We start from the raw sequence: 12,501 nt of genomic DNA, 5'->3' as shown, positions 1-12,501 counted from the left end.
ATGCAAAGAAATATATGACATTGCGTGGTAAAATAGAGAGAAAGTTTTATGAGCACTAGATTTACTATTCGTAGTAAAGTACGGAAAAAGAAAGGATCGTTATTTGTGAAACAAGTAAAGTTTATACATGCGGCTGATTTGCATTTAGATAGTCCGTTTAAAGGAATGGAGATGAATGTACCGCAGTCTGTTTGGGAGAGAATGAAGCAAAGTACGTTTGAATCGTTCGAGCGTATTGTTGATAAAGCGATTCAAGAGCGCGTTGATTTCGTATTACTAGCCGGGGATTTGTATGATGCGGAGACGAGAAGTTTGAGGGCGCAAGTGTTTGTGCGCGAGCAAATGAAGAGACTTTCGCAGTACGATATCCCTGTTTTTATTATTCACGGTAACCACGATCATTTAGGGGGAAGCTGGGCAGCAATTGAATTTCCGGAAAATGTTCACGTGTTTACGGAGCCTTACGTAGAAGAGAAATCATTTTATAAAAATGGTGAGTTGTTAGCTTCTATTTACGGATTTAGTTATTTGCAGCAAGCGGTAACGGATAATATGACAGCGCAGTATACGAAAATGAGTGATGCGCCTTTTCATATTGGCATGCTTCACGGAAGTGTGGAAGGGGATGCAGAGCATAATCGCTATGCGCCGTTTCAAATTCGTGAGCTGAAAGAAAAGCAGTTTGATTATTGGGCTCTTGGCCATATACATAAACGTGAAATTTTATCAGAAGAGCCGTATATGATTTATCCAGGTAATATACAAGGGCGTCATCGTAAGGAAACAGGGGAAAAGGGTGCGTACCTGATTGAACTTACGAAACAAGGAACGCAATGTTCATTTTTCCATACGGCTGATGTTGTGTGGGATGAGATAGAAGTGAATATTGATGGACTTGAAACTGTTGATGATCTTATGACAGCAGTGTCAACAGCGATGAATGAATGTCGAAGAGAAGAGGAAGGGACGCTTTTAACTGCCGTATTTACAGGGCAGGGACCACTTTCTCCTTATTTGCGTGATGAAAAACGTGTTGAAGAAATTTTTCATATTTTAGCAGCTGGCGAAGAGCGAAAAGATTTCGTGTATGCGATGAAGTGGAAAAATGAGACGGTCTCTTTTGCGGAAATCGAACGTTTGAAAGAAGAAAATCATTTCGTCGGTAGTGTGCTAAAGGAGTTAGAAGCTTTCACAAATATGGACGGCGTGTTGCGCACCATTTGGACATCTCCTGTAGCGCGTAATAGCATTGAATCTTTTACAGAAGAAGAGAAGAAAGAGATTCAAAAGGAAGCGGAAAATATTATTTTAGAACAATTATTCCAGCAAGAGAGGGATAAAAAATGAGAATGGAAAAACTCCATATTTATGGGTACGGAAAATTAGAAAATGTGGAAATGGACCTTTCAATGCTGACGGTGTTATACGGTGAAAATGAAGCAGGGAAATCAACAATTCGCTCGTTTATGAAAAGTATTTTATTCGGTTTTCCGACGAGAGGACAGCGCCGTTATGAACCGAAAGAAGGCGGGAAGTATGGCGGAGCAATTACTGTACAAACAGAGAAATACGGCCGTTTGAAAATTGAACGATTGCCAAAGACGGCAGCGGGTGAAGTAACCGTTTATTTTGAAGACGGGAAAACGGGCGGCGAGGAAATTTTACGCGATATATTAAGCGGGATGAATGAGAGCTTATTTGAATCTGTCTTTTCATTTGATATGCACGGTCTTCAAAATATTCATCAGCTTGGTGAAGCGGATATCGGTAATTATTTATTTTCAGCAAGCGCAGTCGGAAGTGATGCGTTATTACAGCTAGATAAAAAGCTAGAAAAAGAAATGGATCAGCGCTTTAAACCGAGCGGGCGTAAACCGGAAATTAACGTGTCACTGCAAGAGATGAAGAAACTGGAAGAGAAGATGAAAGAGTGGCAAGGAAAAATTGGCACGTATGAAAAACAGGTCGAACAGTTAAAAGAAAGTGAAGAGAAACTTGCTTCTGTTCGAGTGGAAAAAGAGAATGCAGAAAAACGAAAGCAAGATTATGAAATATTAGCAGCACTTGAACCTCTCGTTATTGAAAAGCGTGCGTATGAGAAAGTGTTAGAAAACGAGAATGGGCAGTTTCCTGTAAACGGGATGGCGCGTTATGAAGCAATTAAGGCAAAGATGGAGCCGCTCCAGTTGCAAGTTGATTCGCTCCATAAAAAAATAGAGACAGTGCAATTGGAAATGGAATCGATTCAAATAGACGAAGAGTTTTTACAAAAAGAAAGTTATGTAGAAGAACTTCGTATGCAGCATATGTCGTATGAAAATGCACGTCAAGAAATGCGTGATATAACAGGAGCGATTACGAATATAAAAGAAGAGCTTGCAGAACTCGAGCAACAAATCGGCACTACTTTTGAAGAAGAAACAGTTCTTTCCTTTGATATGAGTTTGGCAACGAAAGAGTTAATTACGCAAACTGTGCAAAAGGCACGCGAATTAGAAACGCAAAAAGCGCAGCTTGATGATCGTTTTAAAGTAGCGCAAGAGCAATTAGAAGAACAAGAAGAAAATATAAGACAGATTCAGAAGCAAATGTTAGCGGATGAAGAGCGAAGTGCGTTAGCCGAGAAAGAAAAGTCGTTCCAAGATGCGGCGTTTATCGGTATGGGCGCTGAGAGAATGAAGCGCAAGTATGAGGAAAAAGCAGGAGCGGCTATGCAAAAGAAAAAGCAGTGGCAAAGAGTTTGTCTTCTGTTACTTCTTATTAACACATGCGTGTTATTCACGAGCTTATTTATAGATAACCGCCCGCTCTTATTTATTAGTGTCATTGTTTTTGTAGGGATTGTTCTTGCTCTTGTTTTATATAAAGATCCGTCAAGTGGATTACAAGAAGAGCTCCTTACTCTTCAGCAAAGTGCTGGCGGGAGACAAAGTGAAGAAGCGATGTCTGTACGCTATGAGTTAGAAAAAGATGAAGAGATTCGGAAGTTATTTGAGCGTGAGTCGTATAAATTGCAGCAAATGGAGCGAGCGTATGATAAAGTCGTTTCATCGTATGAGGAATGGGAGAGAGAAACGTTCCGCATGAGCGAACAAGTCAATGTGTATAAAAAGCGTTATACGTTCCCTGAATTTTATACGTATGCGCACATATTGCCGGCGTTTGAGCGTATGGAAAAAATGCAGCAATTATATCATGAATTAGAGAAGCAAGGCAAGCGAAAATCTTCATTATATGAAATGATTTCACAATTTGAACATAAACTAGAAACTGTTATCGGTAGCGCGGAGTATAGTAAGCTGCACGAGGCACAAAGTCGTATGCAAAATGAGAAAGAAAAACGCCAAACTTGTAAGCAGTTAAAAGAAAAACTGACGGAATGGCAAGAAGAATATGAGTTTATGCAAGAACAATTAAAGCAATTACTAGTAGAACGAGACAGTTTATGGCATATTGCAGAGGCTACAAATGAAGAGATGTTTTTAGAAGCAGGTAAACTAGCGGAAAAACGTGAAGATGCGGAGAAGCAAGTAGGACGTTTATTGCCGCAAATTGATCTGTTAGAACAACGTTTAACGAGTTTATCATTAGCTGAACATTATGAAGCTGACGGTTATGATGAAAAATTAAAGCAAGAACTGACAGCCGCGCAAAACTGTCTGGCACAAGAAAAAGAACTGACAGAGCGTATTGCACAGCATCGTATGGAAATTGCGAATTTAGAAGAAGGTAGTACGTACGGTGATTTAATGCATGAATGGGAAATGAAAAAAGCGCAAGTGCGTGAACAAGTGAAGAAGTGGGCTGCGTATGCGGCTGCAAAGACAGTGTTGACGAAAACGAAGCAATATTATCATGAAGTACATCTTCCTCGTATTTTACAAAAATCAGAAGAGTATTTCGTCTATTTAACCGGCGGACGATATAGTAAAATCTTTTCACCGTCAGAGGCGGAGCCGTTCATCGTTGAGCGTAACGACGGTATGCGTTTTTATAGTCATGAACTAAGCCAAGCGACAGCTGAGCAGTTGTATTTATCGCTGAGATTTGCATTAGCAAAAACATTTGAGCATGATTATCCATTTATTATTGATGACAGTTTCGTGCACTTTGATGCGGTAAGGACGAATCGGACGATTAAACTTATAAAGGAAATTGCAAAGGATAGACAAGTGATCTTCTTTACATGTCATGCGCATTTACTCGCGTATTTTACAGAAAAACAGATTATAAAATTAACGCATATGCGTAAAGAAAATGAGTTGTAGTGTGCTATACTAAAAGTAACTGATTTGGTGGAGGAATTCGAATGAAAAAGAAAATTGCAGAATATGAAGTTGGTGAACAAGTCGATGTTTTCTTGTTAATTAAAACAGCGACAAAAGGTATCGCAAGCAATGGAAAGCCATTTTTAACAGTAATCTTACAAGATCCAAGTGGAGATATTGAAGCGAAATTGTGGGATGTATCACCAGAAGTTGAGAAACAATATGTAGCGGAAACAATCGTGAAAGTGGCTGGTGACATTCTAAACTACAAAGGCCGTATTCAATTACGTGTGAAACAAATTCGTGTTGCGAATGAAAATGAAGTTACGGATATCTCAGATTTCGTAGAAAAAGCACCAGTGAAAAAAGAAGATATGGTTGAGAAAATTACGCAATACATATTTGAAATGAGAAACCCGAACATTCAACGTCTAACAAGACATTTATTAAATAAGCATCAAAACGAATTTTTAGACTATCCAGCAGCGACGAAGAACCATCACGAGTTCGTATCTGGACTAGCTTATCACGTCGTATCGATGCTTGATTTAGCGAAAGCTATCTCAAATCTATATCCATCATTAGATAAAGACTTACTATATGCAGGCGTTATTTTACATGACCTTGGTAAAGTAATCGAGTTGTCTGGCCCAATTTCTACAACGTATACGTTAGAAGGAAATTTATTAGGACACATTTCGATTATGGTGAACGAAATTGGTAAAGCAGCAGACGAGCTGCAAATCGATGCAGAAGAAGTATTAATTCTTCAACACATCGTGCTTTCTCACCACGGAAAAGCAGAATGGGGTAGCCCAAAACCACCATTAGTAAAAGAAGCAGAAATTCTGCATTACATCGACAACTTAGATGCAAAAATGAACATGATGGACCGCGCATTAGGACGCACAAAACCAGGCGAATACACAGAGCGTGTCTTTGCTCTTGATAATCGTTCGTTCTATAAGCCGACGTTTCATAATTAAAATCGCTTTTTTAAATATGGAATGCCAATATGGTTATAAAAAATGGTGTGAAATTAAGTTTTCACACCATTTTTTATTGCCCGATAAGAGAAGAAACTATAGGAAATTAATGTTGAATTAGCCGGTGTAAAGCTAATGGTTGAGAATCTGTTTACAATAAAGTAAAAATCTTTAACAAAAAATTGCATACGATGTGATGCAAAGAAGGTAAGAGCGAGTGCCCATTGATTGGAAATCTTTTGTAGGTTACTCTAAATGTATAGGTGTATTAGGAAGATTCTTTAAAGGGGGAGTGATCACTTTATGTTAGACAAATGGCTGAATAAAGTAAAAGAACCTAAATGTATACACAAATATAAATTTATTAAAACTCTGGATAGTGAAAACTTTAAAACAGGTCAGATGGGCACAGCTAATTTTTATAAGTGCGAAAAGTGTGGTAAAGAAAAGGTTGATTATAAATATAATAGTGATATAAATAGTGATTTTTGGAATATATAAAACGAAACTATAATCAGTGTGGGACATCCGGCACTGATTATAGGCTATTGTGTTTTTGAAATTGAAATGAAGTGATTTTATTATCGTAAATATGTAAATAACCGCTTTAAAAAAATATAGCAATTAACGATTCTTTATCCTAAAATGTTATTTAACAAAAAAATATCTCAAATTCGAGATTTTTCTCTTGCTTTTTAATCACTTGAGGTGTAAAGTGATAGTAACGAAAGCGATTGAGTCATATGAAAAACATACACTCAGTTGCTTTCGATAAAAAACAAAGTAAGTTATGCAGTAAAAACTAAGATGAATTTACAAAAACATAATGAAGAATAAATTGAAACGTTAAAAACCATATTAGTTGTGGGAAATGTTATTTTTTTAGTTATCACTTGACTAGTAAAACGAAACGGAGGAATAAACAATGTATGAGATTAAAGGGCATCATCACATTTCGATGGTTACGAAAAATGCAAATAAAAATAATCATTTTTATAAAAATGTACTTGGTTTACGTCGCGTGAAAATGACAGTGAACCAAGATGATCCATCAATGTATCACTTATTTTATGGAGATAAAACAGGAAGTCCAGGTACGGAATTAACGTTTTTTGAAATTCCTTTAGTAGGAAAAACATATCGCGGTACGAATGCCATTACTCGAATTGGGTTACTCGTTCCTTCAGAGGATAGCTTGCATTACTGGAAAGAACGATTTGAGACATTTGATGTGAAACATAGTGAAATAACAACATATGCAAATCGTCCTGCTTTGCAATTTGAGGATGCTGAAGGTCTTCGCTTAGTATTACTCGTTTCAAACGGAGAAAAAGTAGAGCACTGGGAAACTTGGGAGAAATCAGAAGTTCCTGCAGAGCATCAAATTCAAGGAATGGGTTCTGTGGAAATGACAGTTCGTAGACTTGATAAAATGGCGAGTACACTTACAGAGATGTTTAGTTATACAGAGGTTAGCCGCAGCGAAGAGGAAGCGATTTTTCAGTCCATTAAAGGCGAGGCTTTTGGAGAAATCGTTGTGAAATATTTAGATGGTCCTACTGAAAAACCGGGCCGCGGTAGCATTCACCATTTAGCAATTCGTGTGAAAAATGATGCAGAGCTTGCTTATTGGGAAGAACAGGTGATACAAAGAGGCTTCCAGTCTTCAGGAATCATCGACCGTTTCTATTTTAAAAGCTTATATTTCCGCGAATCAAACGGAATCCTATTTGAAATTGCGACAGATGGACCAGGATTTACAGTTGATGGAGATGTGGAACATTTAGGAGAAAAACTTGATTTACCACCGTTCCTAGAAGATCAGCGTGCAGAGATTGAAGCGAATTTAGCACCTATTGAAGAGAAGTAATAGAAGAGAAAACATAAATTTTAAAACCATTGGAGGAATATAAAATGAACCAATTAAAAGGAATTCACCACGTTACAGCAATTACAAGTAGTGCAGAAAAAAACTATGAGTTTTTCACTCACGTTTTAGGAATGCGTTTAGTTAAAAAAACAGTAAACCAAGATGACATTCAAACATATCATTTATTCTTTGCAGATGATAAAGGTAGTGCAGGAACAGATATGACATTCTTTGACTTCCCAGGTATTCCAAAAGGAGTACACGGTACAAATGAAATTTCAAAAACTTCATTCCGCGTGCCAACTGATGCAGCATTAGAATATTGGGTAAAACGTTTTGACCGTCTGGAAGTGGAACATACAGGAATTAAAGAACAATTCGGTAAGAAAACTCTTTCTTTCGTTGATTTTGATGACCAACATTATCAATTAATCTCAGATGAACTTGATAAAGGAATCGAATCAGGTACACCATGGCAAAAAGGTCCAGTTCCATTAGAATATGCAATTACTGGCTTAGGACCTGTATTTATCCGCATTGCGAACTTTAGTTTCTTCAAAGAAGTGTTAGAAAAAGTTCTATTATTTAAAGAGGTTGCGCAAGAAGGAGAATTCTATTTATTTGAAGTAAACGAAGGCGGAAACGGTGCTTCTGTCATTGTAGAACATAATACAGTTCTTCCAGAAGCACGACAAGGTTTTGGTACAGTGCACCATGCTGCATTCCGCGTAGAAGATCGCGCTGTATTAGAAGAATGGATTGAGAGAATCAGTAGCGTAGGGCTTCCTTCATCTGGTTATGTAGACCGTCACTTCTTCGAGTCATTATACGCAAGAGTTGCACCACAAATCTTATTTGAATTTGCAACAGACGGCCCAGGATTTATGGGAGATGAGCCATACGAAACACTTGGCGAAAAATTATCTTTACCTCCATTCCTAGAGCCAAAACGTGAAGAAATCGAAAAATTAGTTCGTCCAATTGATACAGTAAGAAGCACGAAGGAATTTATTAAAGAGTAAAAGTAGAGATAATAAGTAGGAGAGCAAGTAGTTTTAGCTGATAGCTGGAATTGCTTGCTTTTTTATTTGTTCTATTAAGTTTTCTGACAACTCTTTCTCAAGTTATCGAAAAGGAAAACTTTGGTATAGTTAATTAAAATATTTAATTTTCTGATAATTATTTTTCAATACATAGAAAAGAGGTGATACTATACAATTTTGATAATTCTATAAATATCCTAATTTTGTAATTTTGGAGAAAAGGGGATGCGAGTGTATGGGAGCAGATGTAGTAACAAGGGAGCAAATGAAACATTCTTTAGATGATTGGTATCGTGTAATGTTGCAGCAAAATATAGAGAAAGCAACGGAGATGAAGGAAGAGATTGAGAGTGAATTTTCTAATGTAAAAGAGGATGGGGATTTGTGGCTATATTACTCTTTATTAGATTTTAGATATAAAGTGCTGGCGGATGGTTTACAAATTACTAAAAATAGTTTTGATAAAATTGATGAAATTTATAAAACGTCTGAAAATCGTTTGTCATATTACTATTATTTTTTTAAGGCAATGCATGCAACTCTAATATCAAATTACAATGATGCAAGTAGATGTTATGAGAAGGCCAAAACACTAATAAAATATATCCCTGATGAATTAGAATATGGGGAATTCTGTTATCGTCTTTCTGCATTTTTCTACAATACAAGGCAACCAATGAATACAATAAAATATGTAAATAAAGCTAAAGAAATTTTTTCAAAACAAGCAGGACAAGATATGAATATTGCTTTATCTCAGAATCTTTTAGGACTAACTGCCATACAAATAAAGCAATATGAACAAGCAGAAGAGTGTTTAAATTCAGCGATAGATATTCTACAAAAACAGGATAACGCTATATTGCTTTTAAGGGTACGTCATAATTTAGGCTGGCTATACGCAAGTCAAAACCTTTCTGCACTAGCTATTCGACATCTTTCAGAAGTAACAGAGAAATTCCCAGCACATTTCAAAGCGATTTTCCTACAAGCTAGGGAACATTTTAAACTGGGAGAAACAAACATTGCTGAAGAATTAATTGATAGAGGATTAAATATTTGTATGGAGTTAGAAAATGAAGAGTATATACATCATTTTAGTATTTTAAAAGCAGTAAATGGTAATGTTCCTATTAAAGAATTAGAGCAAATTATTCTTAAAGGAATTACTTATTTTGATAAAGAATCTTTATATAGTTACACTCAGGAATATGTTGAAAAACTTGCAATAAAGTTTCGTGAGGATGCTAATTACATGAAAGCAAGTGATTATTTTTACAAAGCATTACAGGCAAAAGAGAAGAAGATAGAGAGAGGAGCATTAAAATAATGTTTAAAAAAATTGGTATGGCTGTAACTGGTATAGTGTTAGTTGGTATTGTATCTGTCGGTTTAAATAGTTCTTTTGTACAACAAGCGGAGCACGGTGATGTTCCAGCACCAGCAAGACCAGACTATGTTAGTTTTAATAAAGGAGATACTGGTGGGGCACCAGTAAAACCAGACTATGCTAGTTTTAATAGAGGAGACACGGGTGGAGCGCCAGCAAGACCAGACTACGTTAACATAGGTGAAACAGGCGGAGCACCAGCAGATAATAGAGGCGATGGAGGAGCGCCAGCCAACTTCAATAAAGGAGATGGCGGAGCACCAGTAGATAATAGAGGCGATGGCGGCGGAGTAAGCCAACTATAATAACAAAGAAAGGGACTTCAACATGAAGTCCCTTTTTCTATTTTTAGACCATGTAGAGAAAAGAATTGACTTACTTTAAATGTGTAACTATAATAGTTACAAAATAACCATTAGTAATAGAAATGAGTTATATTTTTTTAGTGAAATTGTAACTGTTTTAGTTACAATTAAAAATAATTATAAAACAACCAAATAATGTAAAAACTTTAAATAGCAACAAGAGAAAGGAGACGGGAATGTTGAAACGGTTTAAGTTTTATTTGATTAGCGGTATTGTGCTCGTTTTGCTTATCGTATGTAACTTCGTTGATAAGCCGATTGCGAAGGTTGGAGAAGTGAAAGATACTGTTATGATGAAGCTGCATACGAAAGAGAGTATGGCGCAAATTGACGGGCAGACGATTTATTTTAAGAAAATTGGTGAGGGGAAGCCTCCTTTACTTATGCTGCACGGGTTTGGTGGTTCTTCAGATGGATTTAGTGATATTTATCCGGAACTAGCGCGGGACCACACGATTATTGCAGTGGATATTTTAGGGTTTGGACGTTCTTCTAAGCCAATTGATTTTGAGTATTCGTTTCCTGCGCAAGTGAATTTATATTATAAGTTAATGAAGAAGCTCGGATACGATCAGTTTGCGGTGCTCGGTCATTCAATGGGCGGAGAGATGTCCCTCAATTTAGCGTATTTATATCCGGACGCAGTGACGCATCTCATTTTAGCAGACTCTACAGGAATTGAATCTTTCCAGCAAAAAGAAAGTTATGAAGTGCCGCCGCTATCGACAGACTTACAAACTGTAACAGAGATTACGGATTACAATAAAAATGAAGTGAAAAATAGTCGTGATGATAAAGAGCATTATGATCAGCTGACGAAAATGAGAGAGCGCCGCATTGCGATGGAAGCCGATAAAATTAAGGTGCCAACTTTAATTTTATGGGGACGACACGATAAGAGCGTTTCTTGGAAAAATGGTGAACTGTATCATGGGCTATTTGCGAATAGTACGTTTCATATTATTGAAAAAGGATACCACGCACCGTTTCGTCAGGAACCAATCGAGTTTATGGAATATGTACAAGCGTTCTTCGCGAAGAATCCACAATGATAAAATTTTAAGCATAAATGTACTTCTTTCCTCATACAGTGAAACTAATAAGGCTTGTCTAAGGAAAGGAATGAAGTAGAGTGGAAACTTTACCATGGTGGGTGTATCTTGTAATCGTTGGGATCGTATTAAGTGGCTACATGGTTTTATATACTTCAAAAAAAGAGCAAGAGATGGATAATGAGTTTATTGAAAAAGAAGGCGAAGTGTACATGAAGCGCTTAGCAGAAGAGCGCGAGAAACGTAATCAGGATAGTGATAAAGATTCTGTATTGCTTTAATAGAAATGTTGAAAGGCTATTATCTAGTAGAAGTTTACATCTAGGTGGTAGCCTTTTTCTTTGTTGGGAAGCATGTATACGAAATTCATTATGAACTTTTATTGAGGGCATTTATATATATGTTTCTTCATAAGAATGGAACTAGCGGGGTATTTTACTGGGGGGGATTAACAATGCATAGGGATGAAACTCCATTACATCCGGATACAGGTGTTACATCTGTAATGTTTGTTGAGCGTTCATTAAATGAAATTCGTTTTTGGTCTAGAATCATGAAGGAGCATTCTCTTTTTCTTCGCTTAGGGTTTAGATGCGAGGATACGCAATTAATTGAAGAGGCGAATCAATTTTATCGATTGTTTGAACATATTGAACAAATAGCGCATTCCTACACAAATGAAACAGATCCTGAGCAAATCAAAAGATTTAATGCAGAAGTACAACAAGCCGCAACTAATATTTGGGGGTTTAAACGGAAAATTTTAGGATTGATTCTCACATGTAAATTGCCAGGACAAAATAACTTTCCACTGTTAGTTGACCATACGAGTAGGGAAGCTGATTATTTTAGAAAACGTTTAATGGAATTAAATGAAGGAAAATTAGATGCTCTTCCTGATGCTATTATTAAAGAAAATGTTTTCTTTTTGAGGATTATGGCAGACCATGCTAAATTTATTGGCCATCTTCTTGATCCATCGGAAAGAAAGCTTGTAGATACAGCGCGAAATTTTAGCAATGATTTTGATGCATTAATGTATCAAGCAATTGACTTAGAATCAATGAAACCACAATCCCAAACTGTCCCTCTTCTAGATCAATTTTTAGATCAAAATCGTGTGTCGGTTGCATCTCTTCGGGACTTTAAGAAAACAGCACGTGATTTAATTGAGCAATGTAAAATAAAGAGTATCATCCACCCATTATTGGCAGACCATGTCTTCCGTGAAGCTGATAGATTTCTTGAAATCATTGATATGTATGATGTTCATCTTACAAATATTCAATCACAACCTAGATATTAGAAGGTAAGGAAAGATATTATTTTCCCTTAAGTTGAGAAGTTAACAATTTATTGTTAGCTTCTTTTTTCGCGTAGAAATGTTTCTTTAAAAACTACATAAATCCCTTTGACCAAATATGTAATTCTTTGTAAAATGATATATATGGAAAGATTGTGAATATACAGGAAATCTATTCGTAGTAGATTCTAATAAATTATTCGGGGAAAATTTATTAATTAAGT

11 protein-coding genes are annotated in these 12,501 nt (G+C 36.5%); all 11 read left to right on the top strand.

Translation table 11 applies throughout. The features are described 5' to 3' along the window. Positions 1-105 precede the first annotated feature (105 nt). The 11 genes from QCI47_RS22815 to QCI47_RS22765 all read left to right on the top strand — a co-directional run bounded on the left by QCI47_RS22815 (position 106) and on the right by QCI47_RS22765 (position 12,280). On the top strand, positions 106-1,347 hold the full coding sequence (locus QCI47_RS22815; RefSeq protein WP_309422153.1) for a metallophosphoesterase family protein: 1,242 nt from the start codon (positions 106-108) through the stop codon (positions 1,345-1,347). Next, on the top strand, positions 1,344-4,268 hold the full coding sequence (locus QCI47_RS22810) for an ATP-binding protein (protein ID WP_353811957.1): 2,925 nt from the start codon (positions 1,344-1,346) through the stop codon (positions 4,266-4,268). The genes QCI47_RS22815 and QCI47_RS22810 overlap by 4 nt, the downstream gene beginning before the upstream one ends. Before the next feature lie 41 nt (positions 4,269-4,309). After that, the gene (gene yhaM, locus QCI47_RS22805) at positions 4,310-5,254 is read left to right on the top strand and encodes a 3'-5' exoribonuclease YhaM (protein ID WP_001970601.1); all 945 of its coding nucleotides are present in this window, start codon (positions 4,310-4,312) and stop codon (positions 5,252-5,254) included. 303 nt (positions 5,255-5,557) lie between these two features. Then, the gene (locus QCI47_RS22800; RefSeq protein WP_000884893.1) at positions 5,558-5,755 is read left to right on the top strand and encodes a hypothetical protein; all 198 of its coding nucleotides are present in this window, start codon (positions 5,558-5,560) and stop codon (positions 5,753-5,755) included. Positions 5,756-6,179: 424 nt separating this feature from the next. Continuing rightward, positions 6,180-7,124 (top strand): ring-cleaving dioxygenase, encoded by a 945-nt coding sequence (locus QCI47_RS22795; RefSeq protein ID WP_000272997.1) that lies wholly within the window; start codon positions 6,180-6,182, stop codon positions 7,122-7,124. 44 nt (positions 7,125-7,168) lie between these two features. Then, positions 7,169-8,146 carry a ring-cleaving dioxygenase gene (locus QCI47_RS22790; RefSeq protein ID WP_001072547.1) on the top strand — a complete coding sequence of 326 codons (978 nt, stop codon included), beginning with the start codon at positions 7,169-7,171 and terminating at the stop codon, positions 8,144-8,146. 256 nt (positions 8,147-8,402) lie between these two features. Continuing rightward, positions 8,403-9,497: a response regulator aspartate phosphatase gene (locus QCI47_RS22785; RefSeq protein ID WP_071741428.1), complete on the top strand. Its 1,095-nt coding sequence runs from the start codon at positions 8,403-8,405 to the stop codon at positions 9,495-9,497. Further along, the gene (locus QCI47_RS22780; RefSeq protein ID WP_061185158.1) at positions 9,497-9,862 is read left to right on the top strand and encodes a Phr family secreted Rap phosphatase inhibitor; all 366 of its coding nucleotides are present in this window, start codon (positions 9,497-9,499) and stop codon (positions 9,860-9,862) included. The genes QCI47_RS22785 and QCI47_RS22780 overlap by 1 nt, the downstream gene beginning before the upstream one ends. Before the next feature lie 239 nt (positions 9,863-10,101). Further along, a complete protein-coding gene (locus QCI47_RS22775; RefSeq protein WP_116777215.1) occupies positions 10,102-10,974 on the top strand; it encodes an alpha/beta fold hydrolase in 873 nt (290 codons plus the stop codon). Positions 10,975-11,054: 80 nt separating this feature from the next. After that, entirely contained in the window at positions 11,055-11,255 is a 201-nt protein-coding gene (locus QCI47_RS22770) for a sporulation YhaL family protein (protein WP_000449227.1), read from the top strand. Between the two features lie 173 nt (positions 11,256-11,428). Next, entirely contained in the window at positions 11,429-12,280 is an 852-nt protein-coding gene (locus QCI47_RS22765; RefSeq protein WP_000554476.1) for a DUF2935 domain-containing protein, read from the top strand. Positions 12,281-12,501: the final 221 nt, after the last annotated feature.

The organism is Bacillus cereus group sp. RP29, assembly GCF_040459765.1.
In the GTDB taxonomy this organism is placed as follows: domain Bacteria; phylum Bacillota; class Bacilli; order Bacillales; family Bacillaceae_G; genus Bacillus_A; species Bacillus_A paranthracis.
The sequence above is the reverse complement of the archived record's forward strand: the minus strand, read 5'-3'. Positions and strand labels throughout refer to the sequence as shown.

Bases quoted from the DNA above. Each gene is read 5' to 3' on its own strand.
- QCI47_RS22810 (WP_353811957.1), top strand. From the start codon at position 1,344: ATGAGAATGGAAAAACTCCATATTTATGGGTACGGAAAATTAGAAAAT.
- yhaM (WP_001970601.1), top strand. From the start codon at position 4,310: ATGAAAAAGAAAATTGCAGAATATGAAGTTGGTGAACAAGTCGATGTT.
- QCI47_RS22800 (WP_000884893.1), top strand. From the start codon at position 5,558: ATGTTAGACAAATGGCTGAATAAAGTAAAAGAACCTAAATGTATACAC.
- QCI47_RS22795 (WP_000272997.1), top strand. From the start codon at position 6,180: ATGTATGAGATTAAAGGGCATCATCACATTTCGATGGTTACGAAAAAT.
- QCI47_RS22790 (WP_001072547.1), top strand. From the start codon at position 7,169: ATGAACCAATTAAAAGGAATTCACCACGTTACAGCAATTACAAGTAGT.
- QCI47_RS22785 (WP_071741428.1), top strand. From the start codon at position 8,403: ATGGGAGCAGATGTAGTAACAAGGGAGCAAATGAAACATTCTTTAGAT.
- QCI47_RS22780 (WP_061185158.1), top strand. From the start codon at position 9,497: ATGTTTAAAAAAATTGGTATGGCTGTAACTGGTATAGTGTTAGTTGGT.
- QCI47_RS22765 (WP_000554476.1), top strand. From the start codon at position 11,429: ATGCATAGGGATGAAACTCCATTACATCCGGATACAGGTGTTACATCT.